Below are 25,027 nucleotides of genomic sequence, written 5' to 3'. Positions count from 1 at the left end.
TCATTGAAGTTAGTCCGTATTGTATTAAAATGGATCGCTAAACTTTGGGTCTGCAGTAATATCGGTATCGGTTAAGGTTTTTAGAAAATTCACAACATCTGTTATTTGTTGATCTGTAAGGTTGAGACGCTGCGGCATTCCATTTGGATCTTTCAAGCTGTTACTTAAATTAGGGTGGTCTTGTACACCACTATTATAATGCTCCACTACTTCTTGAAGTGTGGCAAACCTGCCGTCATGCATGTATGGTGCGGTGAGTTCAATATTCTTTAATGAGGGTACTTTGAATGCCCCTAAAAACTGAGGATTAGCTATAGCCTCAAAAACACCTAAATCGTCAGTGGAGACTAAGTCCAGACCATTATTAGTGGCTCCTGCACTAGGATTAATAAAAGCCTCCGTAGAATGACAGCCTATACAGCTTAAGCCCCCAGCCGCTTTGGGTCTAAAGAATAAACTCTTACCATTATTTTCACTTGGAGTAAAATTAGCGAAGTTGGTATTAGGTATATTAACTGTAGCCCTACCAGTATCGTATTTACTAGAAACACTCACTATACTTCTAATAAATTGAGATAAGGCTTTTGATATTTTATCTGATGTGATCTCTTCAGTGCCAAATGCATTCGTAAAAAGTTGTGGATAGAATTCTTGATTTTGAACATTGGTCACAACTTCTGCTAAGGTCATTCCCATTTCTACTGGATCTTGAAATGGTTCTAAGACTTGTTCTTCCAGAGTAGCTGCTCTTTCATCCCAGAAAAAACGTCCTCTCGCATACCACCGCGCATTAATGAGACTCATAGAATGCCTTCTTGTACTTGCTATGTCAAAACCTATACTGAGAACTCTGCTATCTGAAAACCCTTCAGCTTGTATGTGACAAGAGGCACAGGCGATAGTTCCATTGGTGCTTAGGTTTTTATCATAAAACAAAACCCGTCCTAGCGTAGCCCCCTCGTTAGTCGTCGGATTAGTAGTAGGCGTATTGTCATTATCAATCGCTGCATTTTGTCCCATACCCATAAGTACATTATTGGACAAGTGATTAGGTATATTTATATCGGTGTAATTATAGGGAGCTTCAGGTAAGTTTAATATACTGGACGCGTTGATAGGGGTATAATCTGATTCTTCACTGCAAGAAGTTATGAAAGAAGTGCTTAGTATTAGGAATGCAAACAACTGTATAGTTTTCATAAAAAAGGGGTCTTTATAGATCAGACCTCCAATTCATGAAAAGGTTTAAATAAATGTTAATATTTTATTTTTAGAACCTGTTTTAGAACCTGTCTTTGCATCTAATAGGATTCCTTTAAAATGACTTTTCACAGATAAAAAGGGGCTACAGTTAGCTAAATTTCCAGAACAACAGAAAAACAAACCTAATACCTGTACACGATCGCATTGATATTCATACCAGCACCTACACTAGCAAACATAACTACATCTCCTTTTTCTACTTTGTGTTGTGGCATTTTTCCACGTATAACAAGATCCATCACCGTAGGAACTGTTGCTACAGAGCTGTTTCCTAATTTGTGAATGACCATAGGCATAATGTCTTTAGGTACTTCCATACCGTAGAGTTTGTAGAAACGATGGACGATAGCTTCGTCCATTTTTTCATTAGCCTGATGAATAAAAATCTTTTTAAGATCTTTAATATCTACACCAGCTTGATCCATTGCTTCTTTCATTCCCTCAGGGACTTTAGAAAGCGCAAAGTTGTAAATACGACGCCCGTGCATTTTAATGTACTTGGTTTTGTTTTCTAGAACTTTATTATAAGAAATCTCATTGAAGATAAAATAGGTTTCTTCTTCTGTATAAGTAGCTGTTGCCTGTCCTAAAATACCATGTTCATCATGACTAGGTTCTAATACAGCTGCTCCAGCACCATCAGAATAGATCATAGAATCTCTATCATGAGGATCTACGACGCGAGATAAAGCTTCAGCACCTATGACTAGTACTTTTTTAGCAAGTCCAGATTTGATAAAAGAGTCTGCTTGAGTAACACCTAGAATCCAGCCAGGACAACCAAATAAGAGGTCATAAGCAACACATTTAGGATTATTTATTCCCAGTTTGTTCTTTACGCGACTGGCAAGACTAGGAACCATATCACTAGAACCGCCATCTGGTTTTACGTCACCATAATTATGTGCTACGATTATAAAATCAATAGTTTCTGGATCACAATGAGCATCTGCAATTGCTTTTTGCGCGGCAAAGGTAGCGATATCGCTGGTCAGGAGTTCTTTGCTCATGTACCTGCGCTCTTCAATACCTGTGATTGCTACAAATTTTTGTATGATGATAGCGTTATCGCTACCAAAGGAACTTCCATCATTATTCAAGAATTCATGATTCATGAACTCCTCGTTTTTTCTCACAACATCAGGAATGTGACTTCCCACTCCAGTAATTTTTGCTCTCATGCAGCCGTTTTCTATCTTAGAAGTAACAAAAAAAGTGATTTATATGGTTTGTTCCTAATAAAATCCCATGGAATATGTGGTGTTTTTTATTTTATTGAGAATCATCAAATTTTCAAGTGGTTTTATTGAGAATTATATAATGCAATGAATAGTAAAGACGCTATTTGAGAATTATCGGTATAAAAGCTAAAGAAAGCAACACGCTTTTTATGTTTTGATAGAGTACATTTTTTGAGCTTTTTTGGTTCGCTTAACCATTTAAAATAGATGATCAACTGCTGCTAGAATTTTTAAATTCATCCTTTCAAATTCGAATAACGATTACTACTCCATAATCTTCTGATTCGACAAATTCAATGATTTCTTCACAACTCTGTAAAGTTGCGGTTGTAACAGAAATTAAAGCAAGGGCAATAATTATGAAAAGTATCATAATCGGTAAGGTATCTAAATAAACACTAATGTCTGAGAAAAGATCATAGATCGCTGCGCTCTAAGATTATAGCATATAGACTACACTATAACTAACTAAAAAACAGTAATCATCATTTGATTTATTCCTATTCTAAGCGCATTCATTTCATAAATAATGAAGAACGACAAAAGCATGGTGGTTGTATAAATGTTTTTTTTGAAACTCTTCAATGGCAGCATGTTTAACGGTATTGGAAAAACTTTATCGGACACTAATGATAAATAAACCACTTAAAATAGTTTCTTTTAGCTAAACAACGATGAGCTAAACCATAATTCCAATTCCTAATTAAATGAAGATAATAAAAAACCGAATCAACAAAAGTTGATTCGGTTTTTAATGTCAGTTCGAGCGAGAGTCGAGAACGTTTCCGAACACTGAATCTTATACTAGCAGTTTCCGCATCGAGTGAGGAAAATCAGATGTTCAAGTTCGATTAATCCATATACTCCTCCATAGGAGCACAAGTACACATCAAATTACGGTCTCCATAAGCATCGTCTGCACGACGTACGGTAGGCCAGAATTTATTGTCAGAGACATATTCTAAAGGATATGCCGCTTGACTTCTTGTGTATGGGAAATCCCACTCGTCTGCAGTGATCATTTGTAAGGTATGCGGACTGTTCTTAAGCAGGTTGTTAGGCTCGTCTGCAGAAGTTGCATCAATCTCTTTTTTAATGGAAATCATCGCGTCACAGAAACGATCCATTTCTTCTTTAGATTCTGATTCTGTAGGCTCAATCATCATTGTTCCCGCTACTGGGAAAGATACGGTAGGAGAGTGGAAGCCATAATCCATCAAACGTTTTGCAATATCTACTACTTCAATACCGTGGTCTTTAAATGGACGACAGTCAATAATCATTTCGTGAGCAGCACGACCTTTTTCGCCTACATATAAACAAGCATAACTACCTTCCAGACGTTCCTTGATATAATTGGCGTTTACAATAGCATATTCGGTAGAGCTTTTTAAGCCCTCAGCGCCTAACATACAGATGTAACCATAAGAAATCAAACAGGCTAGCGCACTACCGAAAGGGGCTGCACTAATAGGAGAGATTGCTTGAGCACCACCAGTAGGTATGATAGGGTTAGTAGGTAAGAAAGGAACCAGTTGTGGTGCCACACATATAGGTCCTACACCAGGTCCACCACCACCATGAGGGATGGCAAAAGTTTTGTGTAAATTTAAGTGACAAACGTCTGCACCAATGTTTCCAGGGTTTGTTAATCCTACTTGTGCATTCATATTAGCTCCATCCATGTATACTTGACCACCATTTTCATGGATGAGTCCTGTAATTTCTTGAATGGCACTTTCATAAACTCCATGAGTAGATGGGTAAGTCACCATCAACGCACTTAAGTTGTCTTTGTATTTCTCTGCTTTTTCACGCAAATCTTTTACGTCGATGTTTCCGTTTTCTAGTGCTTTAGTCACAACTACTTTCATTCCAGCCATTACTGCACTCGCCGGATTTGTTCCATGAGCACTTGACGGAATCAAACAGATGTTTCTGTGTTCATCACCTCGTGATATATGATAGGCACGTATGGTCATTAAACCTGCAAACTCTCCTTGCGCTCCAGAATTAGGTTGCAGTGAAGTTCCAGCAAAACCAGTTGCTTCATTCAATTGCAATTCTAGTTTCTTCAACATTTGCTGATAACCTTCGGCCTGATCTAGGGGTACAAATGGGTGAATATTTCCCCATTGCGGATTTGAAAGAGGCAACATTTCGGCTGCAGCGTTCAATTTCATCGTACAAGAACCTAGTGCAATCATCGAGTGATTCAATGCTAAATCTTTGCGCTCTAATTTTTTGATGTAACGCATCAACTCTGTTTCAGAATGATAAGAGTTGAATACTTTATAGGTCATGAATTCCGTTTGACGACCTGTTCCTAAATGTGTTTTCTCTAATAACTCTGTGATAGGAGAGAAGTCTTTGTTGACCGCTTTCGCGAAAGCGGAAACAATATCATTCACGTCTGCCAAAGAAGTAGTTTCATTTAAAGAAACTTGAACCGTGTTGGCATCAGGATAATAGAAATTAATTTCTAATTTCAAGGCTTCTTTTTCAACCGCTGCCGCATCTACTTTGAAACTCAAGGTGTCAAAGAAGTTAGTATTGGTTTGGTAAATACCCAATTTTTCAACAGCGTCTGCAAGAGTAGCTGTTTGAGCGTGAACTTTGTTTGCAATAAACTTCAAGCCACGTGGGCCATGATATACTCCATACATACCGGCCATTACAGCAAGTAATACTTGTGCGGTACAAATATTTGAAGTCGCTTTATCTCTTTTAATGTGTTGCTCACGCGTTTGTAACGCCATGCGTAAGGCACGTTTTCCATCGGTGTCTTTAGTTACACCTATGATACGTCCTGGAATTTGTCTTTTAAATTCTTCACGTGTTGCAAAGTAGGCTGCGTGTGGTCCACCATAACCTAATGGAATACCAAAACGTTGTGTTGTTCCTACTACTACATCTGCTCCCCAATGTCCTGGAGCTTCTAGTAATGCAAGGGAAAGTATATCTGCAGCTACTGCTATACGGATATCATTTTCTTGGCAAGTTTTCGCGAAAGCGGTATAGTCTACGACATTTCCACTCGCACCAGGATATTGTAATAAAATGGCATAATAACCATCATTAAAATCCATGTCTTCAGGGTTTCCTTCTACCAACTCAATTCCTAGAGGAATAGCACGAGTTTTCAAAAGTTCCTTAGTTTGTGGTAAAGTATCTTGATCTACAAAGAACTTTACTATATTTTCTTTCTTCTGAGCACGGTCACGAACAGAGAAAAGTAAGGTCATCGCCTCAGCAGCAGCTGTAGATTCATCTAGTAGGGATGCATTAGATAATTCCATACCAGTAAGGTCTGATATCATGGTCTGGTAATTCAATAAAGCCTCTAGACGTCCTTGGGCAATCTCTGCCTGATAAGGAGTGTAAGCGGTATACCAACCTGGATTTTCTAAAACATTTCTTTGGATAACAGCCGGTGTAATAGGGGCGTGATAACCAAGACCTATATAGGTTCTAAATTGTTTATTTTTACTACCTAATTTATTGATATGACTCAGGAATTCATACTCACTCATCGCTGGATCTAATTGTAAATCCTGTTGAAGGCGTATGTTTTCTGGTACAGTTTCATAAACTAGTTGGTCAATAGATTCAACACCTATTGTTTCAAGCATGGAGGCAAGGTCTTCCTCGCGAGGTCCGATATGTCTTAGGGCAAAACGATCTGTATTCATAGTACTTATGTGGTCTATATTTAAGATATTGAATTCTTGCTGAATTCTCTGCAAAAGTAGTCGTTTATGATGGCCTAACTAACAAGAGTTAGTTACTAAATAAATGATTTCTCAACGCTTTTTGCTTAGTTATTAACTATCAGGTTTACATTTGCCGTATGAAGGGGTTTCAAACGCTATTAGATTTTTATATAAGGAGTAGTTTTCATGTGGCTTTTTGCTTTGTGGCCTTGTTTCTAGCGTTCCATTTTAGGAACTTTATAAAGTTGGATGATGCGATGCTACTTCTTATTTTTTGTGGAGTGGTTATAGGCTATAACATTATAAAATATGCAGCGCTGCTTTTGGAAAGAAAATATTTCCGTTTTAAAACAGCTATCATAACTATTACAGCAACCGCTAGTGGTATTGCGGCTTATTTAATTATTAGCGATAGTTTATGGACTGCTGTGATGGTTTTTATAGCCAGTGCTTTTTCTGTTTTCTATGCATTTCCATTGATAAGGCATCACAACTTAAGACAAGTACCTATTATCAAGTTGGTACTGGTAGCGATTTCATGGGTCATTATAATTTGTTTTCTTCCTTTGAAATCAGTTTATGTAAATTTTGAGTATTCGTATGACTCTCTAGCTTCTCCTATTACAGATTCTGTCAAGTGGCTTTATGGACTAGATATAGTTCAATTATTCTTATTGATCATAGCTCTATGTATTCCTTTTGAAATAAGGGATTTGCAATATGATTCTCCTCAGCTTAAAACACTTCCACAACTGATAGGGATTCATCGCACCAAATTATTAGGCGTTTCCCTATGTATAATTTACTTAGTAATGGAGATTATACAGTTTGGGTTTGCAACAAATATATGGGCTGTAAGTACCTATATAGTAGTGCCAATTATAGCTGTATCCATCTGGTTTTCTGATGTATTTAAATCTGATTATTACACCAGTTTCTTTGTGGAGGCAATTCCGGTTTTGTGGCTCGGATTGCTGCTCTTATTAAATTAAAGGCGGCTCTATTGCTGAGCAGCGTTAGAATGAACGCTCTCAAAAGTAATTTAATTAGATGCTTCCAATGCAGGAATGTCTACGAAATCATTAGGTAAGAATACAGGAATTAAAACTACTTCAAAAGGGCCTCAGCAAGACATTTTTTAATAGATTGTTTTTGAGCTATTGTTAAAGCCACCCATCTAAGACCTTTCAGTTTGCGTTGGAAACCTTGGTTGTTTTTATGAAAAGAGCGACAGCCTATACAGTGACCTCTGTGTAGTTTGTGACGAAAAGCTTCCTTAGGATTAAGGTCGCCATATTGTTCTCGTGTACTTAATATACTTGCTTGATCGCAATTGATGAAAAATCTACTCATTAGATTAACTATTCTTGTGCCATTTATTATTGAGACATTCCATAAGCTGTACTCGAGCTCTGTGAATGATCACCCAAAGATTGGACGCCGTGATATTATGTTCCTTACATATTGTTTCGGTTTCCAAATTATCAATGGTTTTTTGGACAAAGATAGTGGCATATCGCTCAGGTAAACAAGCGATACATTCTTCAAGAGCATCACCTAGCTCTCGTTGTTCAATCATATCTTCCACATTAGGATTGCGTAGGTCTGCCGCTTGTTCTTCCATCCAGTCGCCTTCTTGATCACTACTGGAAAGATAACTCATGCGCACTTCAGACTTACCCTTATTGGAATTAATCTTGCGATAATAGTCGATTATTTTACGTTTGAGAATAGAAATTAACCAAGTGCGCTCTGTAGAATTTCCTTTAAATCGGTGGGCACTTTTTAAACCAGCAAGAAAAGTTTCAGACACAAGATCTTGGGCCATAATAGGGTCATTGACCCTACTTATGGTAAAGTTGAAAAGGTAATCACCGTAACGGTCTACCCATTTTTCTGGTATTAATTTAACTTCTGGCAATTGGTTTTCTATTTTTCCCCGCATTCTTTACGGAATCTATTTAAATTTTTATCAATTTTTCAATCGAGTTGTTCGGCATTGATTTTATTAGAGGCTGAATAAATCCCACCTCCAGCATTCTTTTTATAACAACGATCTAAGTCGTTGTTTAGTTATAATTGATCACTTATACATGTCATCAAGCCACTAATCCAGCTCTTTTTAATAAAGCATCTATTTTAGGTTCGCTTCCACGGAAACGAGTATACAATAACATTGGGTCTTCAGTTCCTCCTCTAGAGAGTACGTTATCTCTAAATTTCTTTGCCGTTGTTCTGTCAAAAATTCCCTTTTCTTGGAATACTTCAAAAGCATCTGCATCGAGTACCTCTGCCCATTTATAACTGTAATATCCTGCACTGTACCCCCCTTGAAAAATATGTGCAAAAGCAGTACTCATACAACTGCTTGCTACATCTGGGTATAGATCGGTTTGATCAAATGTTTTTCTCTCATGAGCTTTGACATCTGTAATCCCTGTAGGATCAATTCCGTGCCAACTCATATCCATCATTCCAAAAGAAAGTTGTCTCAACGTTTGTAAACCTTCTTGAAAGTTTGCCGCAGCTTTTATTTTATCAATATATGTTGATGGTATCACTTCGTCTGTCTCGTAATGTCTTGCAAAAATTTCTAGAGCTTCTTTTTCATAGCACCAGTTTTCTAAAATTTGACTCGGTAGTTCAACAAAATCCCAGAATACTGATGTTCCCGATAGACTTCTGTACTTCGTGTCTGCTAGCATACCGTGAAGAGCATGGCCAAATTCATGAAATAAAGTAGTTACTTCATTAAAAGTAAGGAGTGACGGCTTAGTAGCTGTAGGTTTAGTGAAATTACATACGTTAGATATATGTGGTCTTATGTTGTGACCATCCTCATCATGCCACTGGTTTTTAAAAGAAGTCATCCAGGCACCGTTGCGTTTTCCTTTGCGCGGGAAAAAGTCGGCATAGAAGATAGCGTTTAATGTATTGTCTTCATTTTTTACCACATAGGTAAAAACATCTGGATGGTATTTTTCTATTTCGGTCGTTTCTTCAAAACTAAGTCCGTACAGACGACTGGCGATTTCAAAAACACCATTGATCACATTCTCTAATTTAAAATATGGTTTTAACAGCTCATCGTCCAAGTCAAAAAGACGTTGCTTTAATTTTTCTGAATAATAAGCAGCATCCCATTTCTCTAATTTGGTAATGGATTCTGAGTTTTCTGATTGATTAGAAACCGAGATGGCAAAATTAGTAAGCTCATCAAATTCTTTTTGTGCTGCAGGTGTCGCTTTTTCAAGAATCTCTTGAGAAAAATTATTGACCATTTCAGGTGTTTTTGCCATTCGTTCTTCCAAAACAAAATGTGCATGAGTTTGATAACCTAATAACTGTGCTCTTTCGTAACGAAGCTGCGCAATCTTTAAAACATTTTCTTGATTATCATACTCGTCTTTATAAGCTTTTGCACCAAATGCCTTTGACAGCTCCTCTCGCAATTTCCTATCGTCTAAATAAGTCATAAAAGGAATGTAGCTTGGGTAATCTAAAGTAAAAAGATAACCGTCTTTACCTTTTTCCTTTGCTGCTTCGGCAGCAGCTTCTTTAGCACTTTCTGGTAAGCCTGTTAATCTGGAGTCCTCTTCTATGTGCAGTTCATAAACATTAGTTGCTGCAAGAACGCGCTCTCCAAAATCTAAAGACAATTGTGAAAGCTGGTTGTCTATTTCTCTTAAACGTTTCTTTTTATCTTCCGTAAGGTTGGCCCCATTGCGAGAAAAACGTTTGTACTCTTTGTCCAACAATGTCTTTTGTTCCTCTGTTAAATCTAAGGAAGCTTTATTTTCATGAACAGTTTTTACTCTTTTAAAAAGAGCTTCATTAAGGATCACATCGTTACCAAATTCAGATAATTGCGGACTTACATCACGAGCAATTTTTTGAATTTCGTCATTGGTTTCTGCGCTGTTGAGGTTGAAAAAGATGCTGGAAATACGTCCTAATAACTCTGCAGAGCTGTCTAAAGCTTCTATCGTATTCTCAAACGTAGGCTTTGCCGTATTCTCAGTGATGGCATCGATTTCTTTTTTTGCAAGTTGTATCGCTTTCGCGAAAGCAGACTCATAATGAGATTCCTTTATCAATGAAAAAGGAGCCGTGTCATTAAAAGTTTCAAACTTTTGTAATAATGGATTATTCTGAATGCTCATATGTATGTAAAAGTAAAGGTCCAAGAGCAATTGTTTATCACAATTTTGTTAAACTTTTGATCATGAACGTTAAACAAATTATTTAAAGGAAGAAATAACCGAAACCAAAAAAGGACACCATCAAGATGCCGTGAATGATACCTAGGTAGTTGCGGTTTTTTTGTATAAACTGCCTATTGATGATGATAGACATTAAAAAATGAACGCCACCAGCGGTTAGAAATTGCCATTTCTCTGGATGTCGTTGCATCATTGCATAGCAAAACCATAATAAGGTTACTGCTATGGTCATAACAGAGGCGACTTGGTAGATTTTAGACATTTTTTTGCATTTCTGCAGCAGCCTGAATGACTTTATCTTTAAGACTTAGTTTATAAGAAATGATTCTAGACCTCACATCTTCTTGTGTAGCACCTATAATTTGTGCGGCAAGGATTCCAGCATTTTTCGCTCCATTTAGAGCAACCGTTGCCACAGGAACGCCACCTGGCATTTGTAAAATAGAAAGAATACTATCCCAGCCATCTATAGAGTTGCTGGATTTTACTGGTACACCTATTACTGGTAGTGGCGATAAGCTCGCTACCATTCCAGGTAAATGCGCTGCTCCACCAGCCCCTGCTATAATTACAGCAATACCATTTTCATGAGCTGTTTTACCAAACTCAAACATCTTTTCTGGGGTGCGGTGAGCACTAACCACATCTACTTGAATTTCTATATCTAGTTCTTTAAGAACATCTATGGCGTCTTGCATCACGGGAAGATCGCTCGTAGATCCCATGATAATAGCTACTTTTTTATTCATTGTGTAAAATTACAAAATTGCCTATTATAAATTCAAGGCTTTGCTTTTGAATTTATTAATTGCTAATATTTCCATCACCTGAAGTCTTAGCCGAAAGGCTTTGCTACCTAATTTGATTTGATCTTAGTGTAAGGATTATAGCCTACGAGAAGATCCCACAAGCCCTGCCTTTTAATTTCAACTTTCTCATAGGACGCCAGCTTACAAGTTTATTGATCGCTAGGTATTCCAATTAGATCTTCTTTATGCTTGTTTCAATAGGGTATCGCACATGAATTCCTAGATATTTATAGAATGTTTGGAACTAGCACTTTATGATATCATTGACACAATACTTAACATTATTGCAACATCTACAATTGTTTTACTGCGTATTTTTACTTTAAATAAAAATAGGATGATCAAACAGATAGTAATCGCCGTAATAGCACTTGTAGCAGTTTCTTGTGGAAACACTCCTAAAGAGATAGCTTTGAATTCTTCTAATGAAGAAGTACAGCAAGGAAAAAAATATCAAATTACCAAAACAGACGCCCAGTGGAAAGAACTTTTGGAACCTGCAGCATATAATGTATTAAGAGAAGCAGGGACAGAACGACCAAATACGAGTCCGCTGAATAAACAGTATGCTCCAGGAACCCTTATTTGTGGAGCTTGTTTTGCACCTGTTTATGAAAACGAGAACAAATTTGATTCGGGTACAGGATGGCCTAGTTACGACAGAGCTGTTGAAGGACAAGTAGAACGCGATGTAGACTATAAGTTAGGTTATGCGCGTACAGAGTTGAAATGCAATACTTGTGGCAGTCATTTAGGTCATGAATTTAATGATGGACCTAAAAAGACAACAGGGAAGCGTCATTGTATTAATGGTGTGGCTTTAGACTTTGTTCCTAAAGGAGAAGCGCTGCCAGCCTTAAGAAAATAGTTGCTGTATAACGTAAGATTTATAAAAGCTCCTGACTTAGTTAAGGAGCTTTATTTTTTTTCCGCTTTCGCGAAAGCGGAATAGTTATCAATCATATGAATTCAAATACCATCTAATGAAAGAAAAAGAATATAAAGAAAAACTGACTCCAGACCAATACCACATTCTTAGAGAAAAAGGAACTGAACGACCTTTTACCGGAGAGTACAATACGCATTATGACAAGGGAGTTTACAGCTGTGCGGCATGCGGTAATGAACTCTTTAAATCAGATCAAAAATTCGATTCTGGTTGCGGCTGGCCTTCATTTGATGATGAAGTAGAAGGAGCCATCGAGCGCAAGAGAGATACGACTCACGGTATGATGCGAACAGAAATCATGTGTTCCAATTGTGGGAGCCATCTAGGACATGTTTTTAACGACGGACCTACCCCGACTGGAATCAGACATTGTGTGAATAGTTTGAGTCTGGATTTTAAGAAAGAGGATTAGTATATAGTCGCAGTAGGCAGTAGGCAGGTTGATTTCTACGCTGTCGCTTAGCAATAGGAGTAGGCAGTGACTTGTTTGATTTGCTCGCTTTGCTTGCATATTTGAGTAGGCAGTATTATCTCAAAAAATTTGGCTAACCAAATGGCTAAGAGGATGGAATGCTTTTCCAAATTTGTCTAAGATCTGTTGGTGCCTTTCTCTAACTTTCATGGAATGCGACTTGTCATCTTGAAAATTTTAGATTGACATTTTTGAATCAAGATCTAGAGTGCATCCCAAATTTGTTCAGGATCTTCGAGTGTCATCACAATGTTTTTTCACTTCAATTTTCATTCAGCTCTTTATCAAAATCAAGGTTTACCTCTTCAGTTTCCTTTAAAATGGGTGGTGGGATTTGAAAATGATCCCAATCGTCAAATAAAATCCTTATGGCATGTTTACTCCTAAAGTTATCCAGTTGTCCTTTGGTTGCAAGATCTATTTTGATATCGTTCTCTTTTTGATATAATGTAGTTGCAAATTCAAGATAGGCTTCGATTATATCTTGTAATATTTTCTCAGTAATTCTGCTATTTACGTTTTTATCTATTTCGTAACGTATGAGGAAACGTTTATTGTCTCTTTCAATTTTATTAAGAAAACGCAACGTTTGCTTTTTAACCGTGTCATATTGTATAATTCCAGAATAACTCACCGTTCTCATTTATTTTCAATCTTTAAATTCTAGGATTACATGCTGGGGGTAATCTATGACAATACTCTGCTGTAACACTTTGTACTTCATAGCCAGCTATTTTGTAATTGAAATGAAAGTGTCAAAACAGTCTTGTTGTGTGTAATTATCCACAATCTTAAAGACTTCTTCATTAGTCGCATTTAAAGGAAAGTCAAAAGTGGGAATACTAGTATCCTTATCTTTCAACAAATAAGTTCTATAATCAAAGGGAGCTTTTTCTTCAGAAAGAGATTCAGTTTCTGTTTTACAAGAGACTAATATTAGAGCATCTAGTAATAAAAAGGCTGGTAGTGTTTTCATGTTAAAGTCTTATCAATCTTTATACCTTAGCATAAAGTAGAAACCTTTTGCTTAGCTATTTCGATAAACTCTGTAGATGCCTAAAAATAAGGTTGTTTTATTCGATCTTATCAATCTGAAAAATTAGGCTAAAAACTCAAAAAATAGGTAGAAGTAACTTCTAGATATATTCAGGATCCCTTATTGCTAGTGTAAAATTTCAAAAAACTAAGACTGCCTGCTCACATACCGAATGAAATTCGGTATGAACCTGCCTACTGCCTACTGCCTACTGAAAAACTGCTGCTGGGACTGAAAACTAATCAAGAATTCCACTCCGGTAAATCTTCCATCCAGACTTTTAACTTGGTCTTTTTTTGGATGATACGCATATGGTTGGCTTCCTCTTTAGTCACCAAAGAAATGGCTGTTCCAGGATTTTCTGCTCGACCAGTTCTACCTATACGGTGAATGTAATCTTTAGGAGATCGAGGCAATTCATAATTGATCACATAAGGAAGGAATTCAATGTCTATACCACGAGAAAGTAAGTCGGTAGTGACCAGGCATCGCACCCCAGTTTCGGCACTGTTTTTAAAGTCGGCTAGATTGGTGTTTCTAACTCCTTGTGCTTTTTTACCGTGAATGGCTTTTGATTTGATTCCATTGGTATTGAGTTTGTCATTGACATGTTCCACTTGATAAGTAGAAGAACAGAAAATCAACACTTGCTGCATATCATGTTCTTCAATCAAATGTCTTAGAAGCACTCCTTTTTTCTCTTCAGTAACTCTGTAACCCAATTGTTTGATCAACGAGTAGTCTTGCTCTTCCTCTTCAATTTCTATAACTACTGGGTCTTTTAAAAGGCCTTCTTCAATATTTTTAACTTCGCGACTTAAAGTAGCCGAGAATAATAGGTTTTGCTTCTTTCTCGGTAAATGATAAAGTACGGCATCCATTTCTTCCTTGAATCCCATGGAGAGCATTTTATCAGCTTCGTCCAGCACCAATATCTTACAGTCTTTAAGAACCACTGCATTTGCCTCTATGAGTTCGATCAATCTACCAGGCGTCGCGACAAGTATATCCACCGTATTCATTTTCATCATTTGCGGATTGATGCTCACACCACCATAAACGGGCATGGTGATCAATGGCTTGTCTAATGCTTTAGAAAAAGTTTTAATCACGTCGCTTACTTGTACGGCAAGCTCGCGAGTAGGGACCATCACCAGCGCACTAATATGTCTGTTTTTAGATTCAATTCCTTTTAGGTTTTGAAGTAAAGGAAGGGCATAACTGGCTGTTTTTCCAGAACCAGTTTTGGCAATTCCCAACACGTCTTTTCCTTCCAAAATAACAGGAATAGCCTGTTCCTGTATAGGAGTAGGCTCCAGTAATTGTTGATCGGCAAGGGACTTTAAGAGTGCAGGATCGAGTCCTAATTTTTCAAATGACATAAAGGTTGATTTCGATTTACAAAGGTAAAGTATTAAGATGGTATTAAATCTGAAGCAGGACAGCTGATCAAGTTTTATATTTATCAAAAAAACAAGTTGAAACTTCCACAATCTTATTATTTACAAGACGATGTCGTCGTCATTGCTAGAGACTTGATAGGTAAAAAGATCCTTTCTGTAATGGGTGGCGAGCTGACTTCTGGAATCATTACAGAAACAGAGGCCTACAGAGGCTATGACGATAAGGCTTGTCATGCGCATCTGGGCAGATTCACAGAGCGCACAAAAATCATGTATGAAGAAGGTGGGGTGGCCTATGTCTACCTCTGTTACGGGATCCACCATTTGTTCAATGTCATTACCAACTCTAAAGATCGAGCAGATGCAGTTCTTATACGAGCGGTTGAGCCTCTAGCTGGGATAGAAGTAATGTTAGAGCGTCGTTCTAAAGACCAACTGGATAAAACACTTACTTCTGGTCCGGGCAATTTTACTAAAGCTTTTGGACTGGATCGCTCTCATTATGGTGCAGATCTTACCGGAGATCAAGTATGGATTGAGGAGGATAAAAGTCTTGCTTTAAAAGCAGAAGAGATTAGCGTTAGTAAAAGAATAGGAATTGATTATGCAGAAGAAGATAAAGACCTTCCGTGGCGGTTTTATCTCAACAGTTCTATATATGTCAGTAAAAAGTAGTTGGAGAGTACCGCTTTCGCGAAAGCAGAACAAATATATTGCTTAAAGAAACCTACTATAGCTACTCTGGATTTTCAAAGCCCCATTGGTTTCCCTTGTCCCATTGTTCTCTAGAATTCCCATAGGCAGAATACCCATTGTTTTGCTGGAGCAGGTGAGCAAGGAATAAATAACTATTCTCGTGGTTGCTGCATTTTTTCTATCATCTTAAGAAGTAATTTTTTAGGAGCAAGTGGGATGGCGGCGAGCATGGCTTTTTGAGAAAAACACAGCCCAGCTTTTACATCTATGTCTCCATTGATCATGGCATCATAACCTGTTTGTGCCACCTCTTCTGATGTTGCTGTTTGATCAAAAAGAGAGGTTTTATCCATTCCAGAAACTTTGCCAAAACCAGTTGCAGTTGCCCCAGGCATCAAGTTGGTTACGGTTATATTAGTTTTAGATAATTCTTGTGCGATGGCATTACTTAGTGAGGTGACATAGGCTTTAGTAGCAAAATAAATGGCTTGCATAGGTCCAGGCATCAAACTGGCTGTGGAAGAAACGTTCAATATTTTCCCTTCATTTCTTTTTACAAAATCAGGAATAAACAAACGGCACAAATGCGTGAGTGCCATGATATTGAGCAGGATCATCTGTTGATCAATTTCCCAATCGCGCTTATAAAATTTACCTATCCCGCCAAAACCTGCGTTATTGATCAGGTAATCTATTGGAATGCCAGCAGCTTTTACTTCATCATAAATTTCTTGTGTGGCATTAAGAGCCGTCAGGTCTTTTACGATAACGTGAACGTTTATCTGGTAGGCCGATTCTAGATCTGATTGAAGCTGGCGCAGCTCATCACCGCTTCTGGCAACAATTATTAAATCTCCACCTTTTGAAGCGTGTATTTTTGCAAGATCTTTTCCTATGCCGCTACTGGCGCCAGTTATTAATGCTGTTTTCATTGGATTGAATTATCGAGGTAAAGTTAATTACCGAATATTGTAACACCTCTGTGTTTGTTTCAAGTTTAACAGCATGCAATTATACTAGCCATCTATAGTAAGTCGGGCGAGGTAATCGTAATGGGCTCCTTTTTGAACCATTTCGATTTTAAAACCTGCTCGGGTTGCATGGGTTTGTAAGAGTTCGTAATCCATATATAACCAATCAAATGACGTCGATTCCATTCCTTTGTAGTGTAGAGAAAAGCTCACTTCGCCATAATATTCTTTGCTGGAGTCAACCCAGAGACCGCCATCTTCTTCGTCTTCATAAAGAAATCTCAAGTCAGAACTGTCGATTAGAATTTGGCCGTTTTTGTGAAGTAGGTTTTTGAGCAATTCCAAACACAAAGGAACACGTTCTAACTTTTCAAAAATTCCGGTTCCATTCATAAGCAGTAGAAGGGTGTCATAGCTCCCTTTATGGTTCCAGATGTTTTCATGCAGCACTTTGGAACCTGGCTGTTGAAATCGTTCCTTTATTACTTGAACCGCTCCGGCACTTTGATCAAGTGCGGTCACTTGAAATCCTTTTTCTTCAAGATAAAGAGAATGTGATCCAGCGCCAGCTCCTATATCGAGAACTGTTCCATGAGATAGTTCCAATGCTTTTTTCTCCATTACAGGCATTTGATCATAGAACCTAAAAAGATAGGGTAGTGGCATGACATCATCTTCCATGCTCGTACTAAGAACGCTAATGTCTTCTGTATAATTCCCTTGATGGAAATCTAATAATGCTTTCCCATAAAGGTCTGAGTGAATATCCACGGTTTGTATTTAACGGTAAAATTAAGGTATTTGAATAGCTTATAGTGTTTGTATGCGCGATTAAAGAGCAGACCTATACGCTCTGTTATCGAATACCTAATTTTTTGTTGATACCTCATGAAATAAATAAGCTGATCGATCTAAGACTGACCACTCTATTTTAAAGGAGTTCAGAGTAACGCAATCCCTATGGAATGACGATACGTCTCTTTAACTAGAACGATTTTGCTGCCAGCTTGTCATAAACTGATAAATGGTACAAGCCTTGAAATGGTGGAAATGTTATTAATAAATCCGCTTTCGCGAAAGCGGAATAATTAAAATCTAAATAGAACACAATATAATTATGGCACAAGAAGGAAAAATTAATGTTGCGGTGGAAAATATTTTCCCGCTAATTAAGAAGTTTTTATATAGCGATCACGAGATTTTCCTAAGAGAACTCGTTTCAAATGCTACAGATGCAACGCTTAAACTACAGCACCTTGCAAGAATAGGCGAGGCAGGCGTAGAGTTAGGTGATCAACAAATAGAGATCAAGATTGATAAAGAAGCAAAAACGCTTCATATTATTGATCAAGGTTTAGGAATGTCTGAAGAAGAAGTACAGAAGTACATCAACGAGGTGGCTTTTTCTGGAGCTGAAGAATTTCTTGAAAAATATAAGGATACAGCAAAGGATAGTGGTATCATAGGTCATTTTGGTCTAGGATTCTATTCTGCTTTTATGGTATCGAGTCAAGTAGAGATTCTCACCAAATCTTATAAGGATACACCAGCAGTGCATTGGACTTGTGATGGTTCTCCTAATTATACTATTGAGCCAGGAACAAAAGAAAGTTTTGGAACAGAGATCATTCTTCATATTTCTGAAGAGGATACAGAGTTTCTAGATGAAAACCGCATCAAAGAACTTCTTAATAAATACAACAAGTTCATGCCGGTGCCGATTAAATTTGGTACCAAAACAGAAACATTAGAAAAGCCAGAAGGAGCAAAGGAAGAAGATGCTGCACCTACTCAAGAAGTAGATAACATCATCAATAACCCTTCTCCAGCATGGACCAAGCAACCTACGGAGTTAGAAGATGCAGATTATAAAAGCTTCTACAGAGAGTTGTATCCTATGCAATTTGAGGAGCCTTTATTTCACATTCATTTAAATGTGGATTACCCGTTTAATCTGACGGGGATTTTATATTTCCCTAAGATGACTCAGGACCTTAATGTACAAAAGGACCGCATACAGTTGTATCAAAACCAAGTGTATGTAACGGATAATGTAGAAGGGATTGTACCGGAATTCTTAACTATGTTACGTGGAGTTATTGATTCTCCAGATATTCCATTAAACGTATCTCGTTCTTACTTGCAAGCAGATGGAGCAGTGAAGAAAATTTCTAGCTACATTACTCGTAAGGTAGCTGATAAGCTAACGAGCCTCTTCAATGACGACCGTAAATCTTTTGAAGAAAAGTGGAACGATATCAAAATCGTTATTGAGTACGGTATGTTGAGCGAGGATAAATTCTTTGACAAAGCTGACAAATTTGCACTATATCCTACCGTAGCCGGATCTTACTTCTTATGGGACGAACTCATAGAGAAAATTAAGGCTACGCAAACTGATAAAGATGGTAAGACGGTTGTTCTTTATACTTCAAATAAAGAAGTGCAACACTCTTATATTGCTGCAGCAACAAATAAAGGGTATGAAGTTCTTTTATTAGATTCTCCTATTATTTCACACTTGATGCAAAAACTAGAATCTTCTAAGGAGAATGTTTCTTTTGTAAGAGTAGATGCTGAGCATGCAGATAACCTAGTCAAGAAAGAAGAAGAGCAAATTTCAAAGCTCTCTGACGAAGAGAAAGAAACGCTACAAAAAACAATTACCGAGACCATCGCAGATTCTGGATATACAGTTCAAGTGGAAGCGATGAGTAGTGATGCAGCACCATTTATGATCACCCAACCAGAATTTATGCGTCGTATGAAAGAGATGCAAGCTACTGGTGGAGGAGGTATGATGGGCTTTGGCAATATGCCTGACATGTATAACCTTGTGGTAAATGGAAATAACGATCTAGTTCAATCGATTGTTAACGAGAAGGATAAAACAAAGCAAGCTGGATTGATCCAACAAGGAGTTGATCTTGCTAAGTTATCTCAAGGTCTCTTAAAAGGAGAGAAGTTAACTGAATTTGTAAACCGCAGTTATGGTTTGATCAAATAAATTGATTATCAATTTATTAGGAAGAGCATGTTGAAAGACATGCTCTTTTTTTATGCGTATACCGTCCAACTTCAAGCTAGGCACTAGTTGTGGTTGTTGAAAAGGCGTTGCTATTTTGTAGGATCTCCGTTTTTAGGAGCTGATGATTCAAATATAGGATCAAGGAAAGCTTGTTTTCTAGCTGCCAGAAAGATCGGTGCTTTCAAAAGCTCCGGCATCAGGGGAAGGACCTCTTGTTGTTCCAGAGATATCTTGTAGGGTTGAAGTAGTTGGACTTGCAATTGCATTTGCGCCACCTGTGTTGTCTATACGCAGTTTAAAAGCATCTACATCTTCAAATAAAGGATCTGCATTGAGAACGCACTGCTCGTAAAGACTTGAGTTGCTAAAGTCGTAATTAGGAATCCCGCTAAAACTATTAGAGAAATCATTAAAACGGATCAATGAGTTTTCAAATTTGAAATTAAAAGCAGAAAGGCCATCATCTAGTAAAGCCAACTCTATATTTCGGTTACCGTAAATAATACAATTGGTAAAATTTGCAGCAGTTACATCTTCTGTAAGACTCGTATTGGGGATGATATTAGACACCAATAGGATAGGCTCTTGTCTAAAGCTATTATTCCAGTAATTAGAGATCGTACAGTTATTAAAATTATAATCACCACCTAAACGCGCAACCACAGTTGACTGTCCAGAATTGTGAAATATAGAATTGGTCGCTTCTATGGAAGCAGTGGTTCCTACCAGAGCTGAGTTAGCGCTGTTTAAAATCTTAGAGTTGTTTATTTTTAATGTAGCCCCATTCGAGGTAGGATTGTTGTTATCCATAATAATTCCTACACTGGCATTTTTTATAGTGGCATAATTGATCTCATGGTCTTTACTACCGTTGGTAAGCCATATCGCAGCCCATTGTCCAGCGACATCTTCGTAAAGAGGTTCTAATCGGTCTCCTTCAAAAATCACTTCGTTTTCTAAATCTTCTGTTGTAGAAAGGGCTCCATTTACCTTGAGAGTGCCCTCGTCAGCTACTATAATACCGCTTCTGGAGTGGAAATGTATTCTTGCGCCAGCATCAATGTTGAGCGTTTTATTAGAAGCTACTCCAGCAAAGCCATATATCACATAAGGTTTTTCGTTGGTGAAATTCAATTGATCGTCAGCAAGGAAAAATCCAGAAATACGTATGTCATTTCCTTCCTCATCCATTCCCAAAAGTAAGGTCTCTTCTATACCTTGTGCATCTCGTTCAGGAAAGAGGAAAATAGCATCTTGTATTAAGGTAACTAGCTCTACTTTTTGGAGGTTGGCACCAGAGTCAAATTCAATAGTATCTTCATATAGAAACTCTGTGTTGGTGCTGAAGTCCATAATGTCCACTGTAGTTTCTACAAAGACAAACATGGAATCTTTAGCTAGTAATTCTACATTTTCAAATACTTGTCCAGGAACTCCATCCACAGACAGTCGGTATTTAGAGTTAGTTCCCTGTGCTAGCGCTACTCTAGGAATAACAATATCATCACTACTGCGATTGTACACTTTAAAAGTTCTCGTACTCGATCCTATAGTAGAAAAAACGGTGTCTAAATAAATGGTGTCCTGAGAAAATTCTAGACTTCCTGTGCTAGAAGTGAATTCAAAATCATTTCTACAAGAAGATAGGAATACCAGAGTAATGAAGAAAAGAAGTACAGTAACTATATATTTCATGAGGTTTCAAATAGGTCTCTTATTTCTTGAGATATCTTAATAGGCTTACCATTCTTATCTATAGCACACCAGTCAGAGGTGGTTTTGGCAAGTAAATCCATGGTGCTTTCGTTATAGATTTCAATAGAACGTTCATAACGTACGTTTGTTGCCCTTCCTGCCTGAGTTCTGATCAAAATTTGATCACCTAGTACCGCTGATTTTTTATAAGTGATACAGTGTTTGAGCATCACCCATCCAAAGCTGTCCAGCATTTCTGGCGTAGCCACTTGAAGCCAGTGTTCACTTGCTATATTTGCTGCCCATTGCACATATACTACATTATTGACATGGTTCAGGTCATCGATCTCCTCATGAGTTACGACGCGTCTTTTTTCAAAAACAGGTAAATTAGGGTCAATCACTATTTAAGAATTTCTATTTCAAACAATTTAGGCCATCTTTTCCCAGTAATAAAAAGTCGGTCATTCTTCTTATCATATGCAATTCCATTCAGCACATTATCCTTTTCAGAATAATTAGAAACCTCTTCTTTTATGGAATTCATATTGATTGCAGCTTCTACCACGCCGTTAGCTGGATTGATGATCATGATTAAATTGGTGGTATAAACATTAGCATAAATTTTACCATTGACCCATTCCAGTTCATTGATTTTGGAAACGATGCGGTCATTAGAAACCACTTCTATATACCCCAGCTCTTCATAGGTATCTGGATCAATTTTCCATATTTTAGAACTTCCATCACTCTTATAAAGATAGGAACCGTCATTAGTGAGTCCCCAACCTTCTTGACTTTGATTGTATTTAAAGTCGTCTATTTTATTAAGATCAAGATCGTACACATAACCCATCTTACTTTGCCAAGTCAGCTGGTATACTTTATCGTTGAGAATAGTCATTCCCTCAGCAAACTGGCTTTCTGGAAGATTTACTTTCTTTATGGTTTCTCCAGTGGCTACATTGGTAATTCTGATATCACTTTCTCTGTATTGGCCTGTACTCTCGTATAAAGAATCCCCATAGAATTCCAGTCCTTGGGTGTATGATAAGGTATCGTGTACGTAGGTGTTCAGGATTTTATAATTGTAAATCTTAGCTTTTTGAGTTGGCATTCTCTTGATTTGTGCGGCCACCGTTGCATTCATGCCATTTTTATAAACGGTTGCTTTAAAAGTGAGGTTTCCGTAAGGTTGATTTTTTAGCTTTCGCGAAAGCGTACTTCCATCAGCCCCAGCTATACGAGCAGCATTTTGAGTCCATACGACACTATCTATACCTATGGAGGCGACGTCTAACAAAGAAATTTGTACAGTATCCTCTTCACTCCATTTTAATTTTGAGTTGGTAATGTCGAGTCGGTAATTGTCTTTAAAAACCTCTATGTCTGTTTTACAGGCTGATAATGAGAGCGCTACAACCATCATTAAAACCAAATATTTCAATTTCATAATATCATTTTATAAAAGCGAAAGATAGCCATAAAAAAGCATGAGAAAAACCTTTGAGTAAGTAAAACAAGGCTGTATATTTGCAGCGGGCAAGTCCTACACAACCAGCTCCTGTTGAACTCCTCCAGGGCGGGAACGCAGCAAAGGTAAGCGGTCGTAGCGGTGTGATGTAGGTAGCTTGCCTTTTTTTATGCCCTTTAGCGAAATCTAATCCTTTGATTTAAAAGAGTTTATGAAAAAAGTAGTTCTCGTTACCGGCGGTTCCTCTGGTATAGGTAAAGCCATTTCCTTATTTCTTCAAGAAAAAAAATATACCGTTTACGGTACCAGTAGAAATCCTTCTAACTATCCAGATAGCACCATTCCATTGCTAGCACTTGATGTTCAAAACCAAGATTCCATAAATCTTGCTGTTAAAGAACTGATTCAAAAAGAAGGACAACTCGACATTCTAATCAATAATGCCGGAGTAGGAATTACAGGTCCCATGGAAGAAACGCCCATTGATGAGGTGAAAAATGCTATGGAAACTAATTTCTACGGTCCCTTAAGAGTGTTACAAGCGGTATTGCCTCAAATGAGAGCTCAAAAAAGTGGACGCGTCATAAATATTACTAGTATTGCTGGTTATATGGGACTGCCTTATCGCGGTATTTATAGTGCGAGTAAAGGCGCCTTAGAAATAGCTACAGAAGCCTATCGCATGGAATGCGCACATCTAAACATTCATTTTAGTAATGTAGCACCAGGAGATTTTGCGACTAATATTGCTGCAGGTAGATTTCATGCAGCTGTTGTACCAGGAAGTGATTACGAGGAAGGTTATACGCATACGTTAAAGCTGATTGATGAGCATGTGGATGATGGGAGTGACCCTGTAGAAGTCGCTAACAAAATTTACGAAATACTCCAACTAAAAAATCCCGGAATTCACTATAAAGTGGGTAGCTTTTTACAAAAGTTTTCAATTGTTCTCAAGAAAATTCTTCCAGAGAAACAGTATGAAAGTATGTTAAAGAAACATTACGGTTTATAGGATGCTCGTGATGTCGCTACTGTAAAAAATTAAGTTGAGTACGGTCCTATCCACTTACTAAAAATAAACACCGGCACTCATACTTCACTATTTATCTTTTCTGTGGTCTGATGAGAAAGGCTCCAAAAGTTGTTCATAAAAAGCTTCAGGATAATTCTCGTCTCCAGGAAAACCTAATTCCAACTCTGCATGGTCATAAGGTATATGTGCAGTGCCAAATAAATAATCCCAAATGCTCAAGGAAAGACCATAATTCACTCCATATTTTTCTCCATCAGGTATTTTCTTTGCATGATGCCACAGGTGCATTTTAGGATTATTAAAGACGTATTTAAGCGGTCCATAATCCCAATCGAGATTGGCGTGATTTAAATGACCTATAAATACAGCGATCATATGGATCACAATAAATTGCTCGATACCAAAACCTATCATTGCTAAAGGCAAGTATTGTAAGGCTTTGTAAATAATAGTTTCCATAAAGTGGAACCTAAACTGTGCCGCAAAGCCCATTTCTTTAACGCTATGGTGCACTTTATGAAATTCCCATAAAAAAGGAACCCGATGCAGTAATCTGTGAATATTCCATTGAATAAAATCGGCTATGACAAACATGATCAATAACTGAGTCCAAAAAGGAAAACTACCCACCTCGATAGCTACTAAGTTCTCAATTCCTATAGCTGCAAGTCCATCATTAAATAATTCTACAAACACGTCAGAAATCGCATTGTAGCCTACTAAGGAGAATAAGAAGAAATTGAAAAACAGATAAAATAAATCCAACCAGAAGTCTTTGCGCAAGATCTTTTGACTCTTACGCCACGGCAGCCATATTTCTAAAGCAAATACCAATAAGGAAACGACCAGAAGCCAATAGAAATAATTGGTCCACGACGGATTCATTATTTCTCTCCACAGGTAAGATGCATATCCATTAAAGGATTTTGTAAATAGGTCTATGTATTTATCCATTACTTTTAGAGTCGTAGGAAGAGTAGCAAAATTACTGCATTTAACCTTTACGATAACGTTGTAT

23 protein-coding genes and 1 other RNA gene are annotated in these 25,027 nt (G+C 37.6%); 7 read left to right on the top strand and 17 right to left on the bottom strand.

Annotated elements, in window-relative coordinates; genetic code table 11:
* Positions 1-24 precede the first annotated feature (24 nt).
* The 3 genes from CW736_RS13430 to gcvP all read right to left on the bottom strand — a co-directional run bounded on the left by CW736_RS13430 (position 25) and on the right by gcvP (position 6,196).
* On the bottom strand, positions 25-1,200 hold the full coding sequence (locus CW736_RS13430) for a cytochrome-c peroxidase (RefSeq protein WP_101014862.1): 1,176 nt from the start codon (positions 1,198-1,200) through the stop codon (positions 25-27).
* Between the two features lie 185 nt (positions 1,201-1,385).
* Positions 1,386-2,444, bottom strand: coding sequence for a 3-oxoacyl-ACP synthase III family protein (locus CW736_RS13425; protein WP_101014861.1), 1,059 nt, complete (start codon positions 2,442-2,444; stop codon positions 1,386-1,388).
* Between the two features lie 911 nt (positions 2,445-3,355).
* Positions 3,356-6,196 (bottom strand): aminomethyl-transferring glycine dehydrogenase, encoded by a 2,841-nt coding sequence (gcvP, locus tag CW736_RS13420; protein ID WP_101014860.1) that lies wholly within the window; start codon positions 6,194-6,196, stop codon positions 3,356-3,358.
* Between the two features lie 158 nt (positions 6,197-6,354).
* On the opposite strand from gcvP, the gene CW736_RS13415 reads away from it, so the two are divergent.
* Positions 6,355-7,209, top strand: coding sequence for a hypothetical protein (locus CW736_RS13415; protein WP_101014859.1), 855 nt, complete (start codon positions 6,355-6,357; stop codon positions 7,207-7,209).
* Between the two features lie 115 nt (positions 7,210-7,324).
* Here the strand turns inward: CW736_RS13415 and CW736_RS13410 are convergent, their stop codons facing one another.
* The 5 genes from CW736_RS13410 to purE form a co-directional block, all read right to left on the bottom strand.
* Positions 7,325-7,570 (bottom strand): hypothetical protein, encoded by a 246-nt coding sequence (locus CW736_RS13410; protein ID WP_101014858.1) that lies wholly within the window; start codon positions 7,568-7,570, stop codon positions 7,325-7,327.
* Between the two features lie 4 nt (positions 7,571-7,574).
* Positions 7,575-8,138, bottom strand: a complete 564-nt coding sequence (locus tag CW736_RS13405) for a sigma-70 family RNA polymerase sigma factor (RefSeq protein ID WP_101015144.1) — start codon at positions 8,136-8,138, stop codon at positions 7,575-7,577.
* A 178-nt stretch (positions 8,139-8,316) separates the two neighbouring features.
* On the bottom strand, positions 8,317-10,380 hold the full coding sequence (locus CW736_RS13400) for a M3 family metallopeptidase (RefSeq protein ID WP_101014857.1): 2,064 nt from the start codon (positions 10,378-10,380) through the stop codon (positions 8,317-8,319).
* A gap of 82 nt (positions 10,381-10,462) precedes the next feature.
* Positions 10,463-10,702: a hypothetical protein gene (locus tag CW736_RS13395; RefSeq protein WP_101014856.1), complete on the bottom strand. Its 240-nt coding sequence runs from the start codon at positions 10,700-10,702 to the stop codon at positions 10,463-10,465.
* Positions 10,695-11,189 carry a 5-(carboxyamino)imidazole ribonucleotide mutase gene (gene purE, locus CW736_RS13390; protein WP_101014855.1) on the bottom strand — a complete coding sequence of 165 codons (495 nt, stop codon included), beginning with the start codon at positions 11,187-11,189 and terminating at the stop codon, positions 10,695-10,697. Before purE ends, CW736_RS13395 begins: the two co-directional genes overlap by 8 nt.
* A gap of 397 nt (positions 11,190-11,586) precedes the next feature.
* Here purE and msrB (CW736_RS13385) point away from each other — a divergent pair, with 397 nt between their 5' ends.
* Both msrB (CW736_RS13385) and msrB (CW736_RS13380) read left to right on the top strand, forming a co-directional pair.
* On the top strand, positions 11,587-12,117 hold the full coding sequence (gene msrB / locus CW736_RS13385; RefSeq protein ID WP_101014854.1) for a peptide-methionine (R)-S-oxide reductase MsrB: 531 nt from the start codon (positions 11,587-11,589) through the stop codon (positions 12,115-12,117).
* Positions 12,118-12,232: 115 nt separating this feature from the next.
* The gene (msrB, locus tag CW736_RS13380; protein ID WP_101014853.1) at positions 12,233-12,610 is read left to right on the top strand and encodes a peptide-methionine (R)-S-oxide reductase MsrB; all 378 of its coding nucleotides are present in this window, start codon (positions 12,233-12,235) and stop codon (positions 12,608-12,610) included.
* Between the two features lie 322 nt (positions 12,611-12,932).
* Here msrB (CW736_RS13380) and CW736_RS13375 read toward each other — a convergent pair whose 3' ends face one another.
* From CW736_RS13375 to CW736_RS13365, 3 genes are all read right to left on the bottom strand, one after another.
* Positions 12,933-13,313 (bottom strand): hypothetical protein, encoded by a 381-nt coding sequence (locus tag CW736_RS13375; protein ID WP_101014852.1) that lies wholly within the window; start codon positions 13,311-13,313, stop codon positions 12,933-12,935.
* 87 nt (positions 13,314-13,400) lie between these two features.
* Positions 13,401-13,646, bottom strand: a complete 246-nt coding sequence (locus tag CW736_RS13370) for a hypothetical protein (RefSeq protein ID WP_101014851.1) — start codon at positions 13,644-13,646, stop codon at positions 13,401-13,403.
* 302 nt (positions 13,647-13,948) lie between these two features.
* Positions 13,949-15,088: a DEAD/DEAH box helicase gene (locus CW736_RS13365; protein WP_101014850.1), complete on the bottom strand. Its 1,140-nt coding sequence runs from the start codon at positions 15,086-15,088 to the stop codon at positions 13,949-13,951.
* 96 nt (positions 15,089-15,184) lie between these two features.
* On the opposite strand from CW736_RS13365, the gene CW736_RS13360 reads away from it, so the two are divergent.
* On the top strand, positions 15,185-15,784 hold the full coding sequence (locus CW736_RS13360; RefSeq protein ID WP_101014849.1) for a DNA-3-methyladenine glycosylase: 600 nt from the start codon (positions 15,185-15,187) through the stop codon (positions 15,782-15,784).
* Positions 15,785-15,957: 173 nt separating this feature from the next.
* On the opposite strand, the gene CW736_RS13355 is transcribed toward CW736_RS13360, so the two are convergent.
* Together CW736_RS13355 and CW736_RS13350 are read right to left on the bottom strand one after the other, a co-directional pair.
* Positions 15,958-16,737, bottom strand: coding sequence for an SDR family NAD(P)-dependent oxidoreductase (locus CW736_RS13355; RefSeq protein ID WP_101014848.1), 780 nt, complete (start codon positions 16,735-16,737; stop codon positions 15,958-15,960).
* 84 nt (positions 16,738-16,821) lie between these two features.
* Positions 16,822-17,547, bottom strand: coding sequence for a class I SAM-dependent methyltransferase (locus tag CW736_RS13350; protein ID WP_101014847.1), 726 nt, complete (start codon positions 17,545-17,547; stop codon positions 16,822-16,824).
* A 346-nt stretch (positions 17,548-17,893) separates the two neighbouring features.
* On the opposite strand from CW736_RS13350, the gene htpG reads away from it, so the two are divergent.
* A complete protein-coding gene (htpG, locus tag CW736_RS13345) occupies positions 17,894-19,783 on the top strand; it encodes a molecular chaperone HtpG (protein WP_101014846.1) in 1,890 nt (629 codons plus the stop codon).
* 177 nt (positions 19,784-19,960) lie between these two features.
* Here htpG and CW736_RS13340 read toward each other — a convergent pair whose 3' ends face one another.
* From CW736_RS13340 to CW736_RS13330, 3 genes are read right to left on the bottom strand one after another with little or no spacing between them, the layout of a single operon-like run.
* Positions 19,961-21,499, bottom strand: a complete 1,539-nt coding sequence (locus tag CW736_RS13340) for a hypothetical protein (protein ID WP_101014845.1) — start codon at positions 21,497-21,499, stop codon at positions 19,961-19,963.
* The gene (locus CW736_RS13335) at positions 21,496-21,903 is read right to left on the bottom strand and encodes an acyl-CoA thioesterase (RefSeq protein WP_101014844.1); all 408 of its coding nucleotides are present in this window, start codon (positions 21,901-21,903) and stop codon (positions 21,496-21,498) included. The genes CW736_RS13340 and CW736_RS13335 overlap by 4 nt, the downstream gene beginning before the upstream one ends.
* Positions 21,903-22,952 carry a glutaminyl-peptide cyclotransferase gene (locus tag CW736_RS13330; protein WP_101014843.1) on the bottom strand — a complete coding sequence of 350 codons (1,050 nt, stop codon included), beginning with the start codon at positions 22,950-22,952 and terminating at the stop codon, positions 21,903-21,905. The genes CW736_RS13335 and CW736_RS13330 overlap by 1 nt, the downstream gene beginning before the upstream one ends.
* Positions 22,953-23,039: 87 nt before the next feature.
* Here CW736_RS13330 and ffs point away from each other — a divergent pair.
* Both ffs and CW736_RS13320 read left to right on the top strand, forming a co-directional pair.
* Positions 23,040-23,139, top strand: an RNA gene (gene ffs / locus CW736_RS13325) — signal recognition particle sRNA small type.
* Positions 23,140-23,184: 45 nt separating this feature from the next.
* Positions 23,185-23,988 (top strand): SDR family oxidoreductase, encoded by an 804-nt coding sequence (locus tag CW736_RS13320; protein WP_101014842.1) that lies wholly within the window; start codon positions 23,185-23,187, stop codon positions 23,986-23,988.
* Positions 23,989-24,075: 87 nt separating this feature from the next.
* Here CW736_RS13320 and CW736_RS13315 read toward each other — a convergent pair whose 3' ends face one another.
* Positions 24,076-24,963, bottom strand: a complete 888-nt coding sequence (locus CW736_RS13315; RefSeq protein WP_101014841.1) for a sterol desaturase family protein — start codon at positions 24,961-24,963, stop codon at positions 24,076-24,078.
* Positions 24,964-25,027 lie beyond the last annotated feature (64 nt).

The organism is Nonlabens sp. MB-3u-79 (genome assembly GCF_002831625.1).
In the GTDB taxonomy this organism is placed as follows: Bacteria; Bacteroidota; Bacteroidia; order Flavobacteriales; family Flavobacteriaceae; genus Nonlabens.
Note: the sequence above shows the minus strand (reverse complement) of the source record. Positions and strands in the feature narration are given on the sequence as shown.

Bases quoted from the DNA above. Each gene is read 5' to 3' on its own strand.
- CW736_RS13430 (WP_101014862.1), bottom strand. From the start codon at position 1,200: ATGAAAACTATACAGTTGTTTGCATTCCTAATACTAAGCACTTCTTTC.
- CW736_RS13425 (WP_101014861.1), bottom strand. From the start codon at position 2,444: ATGAGAGCAAAAATTACTGGAGTGGGAAGTCACATTCCTGATGTTGTG.
- gcvP (WP_101014860.1), bottom strand. From the start codon at position 6,196: ATGAATACAGATCGTTTTGCCCTAAGACATATCGGACCTCGCGAGGAA.
- CW736_RS13415 (WP_101014859.1), top strand. From the start codon at position 6,355: ATGAAGGGGTTTCAAACGCTATTAGATTTTTATATAAGGAGTAGTTTT.
- CW736_RS13410 (WP_101014858.1), bottom strand. From the start codon at position 7,570: ATGAGTAGATTTTTCATCAATTGCGATCAAGCAAGTATATTAAGTACA.
- CW736_RS13400 (WP_101014857.1), bottom strand. From the start codon at position 10,380: ATGAGCATTCAGAATAATCCATTATTACAAAAGTTTGAAACTTTTAAT.
- CW736_RS13395 (WP_101014856.1), bottom strand. From the start codon at position 10,702: ATGTCTAAAATCTACCAAGTCGCCTCTGTTATGACCATAGCAGTAACC.
- purE (WP_101014855.1), bottom strand. From the start codon at position 11,189: ATGAATAAAAAAGTAGCTATTATCATGGGATCTACGAGCGATCTTCCC.
- msrB (WP_101014854.1), top strand. From the start codon at position 11,587: ATGATCAAACAGATAGTAATCGCCGTAATAGCACTTGTAGCAGTTTCT.
- msrB (WP_101014853.1), top strand. From the start codon at position 12,233: ATGAAAGAAAAAGAATATAAAGAAAAACTGACTCCAGACCAATACCAC.
- CW736_RS13375 (WP_101014852.1), bottom strand. From the start codon at position 13,313: ATGAGAACGGTGAGTTATTCTGGAATTATACAATATGACACGGTTAAA.
- CW736_RS13370 (WP_101014851.1), bottom strand. From the start codon at position 13,646: ATGAAAACACTACCAGCCTTTTTATTACTAGATGCTCTAATATTAGTC.
- CW736_RS13365 (WP_101014850.1), bottom strand. From the start codon at position 15,088: ATGTCATTTGAAAAATTAGGACTCGATCCTGCACTCTTAAAGTCCCTT.
- CW736_RS13355 (WP_101014848.1), bottom strand. From the start codon at position 16,737: ATGAAAACAGCATTAATAACTGGCGCCAGTAGCGGCATAGGAAAAGAT.
- htpG (WP_101014846.1), top strand. From the start codon at position 17,894: ATGGCACAAGAAGGAAAAATTAATGTTGCGGTGGAAAATATTTTCCCG.
- CW736_RS13340 (WP_101014845.1), bottom strand. From the start codon at position 21,499: ATGAAATATATAGTTACTGTACTTCTTTTCTTCATTACTCTGGTATTC.
- CW736_RS13330 (WP_101014843.1), bottom strand. From the start codon at position 22,952: ATGAAATTGAAATATTTGGTTTTAATGATGGTTGTAGCGCTCTCATTA.
- CW736_RS13320 (WP_101014842.1), top strand. From the start codon at position 23,185: ATGAAAAAAGTAGTTCTCGTTACCGGCGGTTCCTCTGGTATAGGTAAA.
- CW736_RS13315 (WP_101014841.1), bottom strand. From the start codon at position 24,963: ATGGATAAATACATAGACCTATTTACAAAATCCTTTAATGGATATGCA.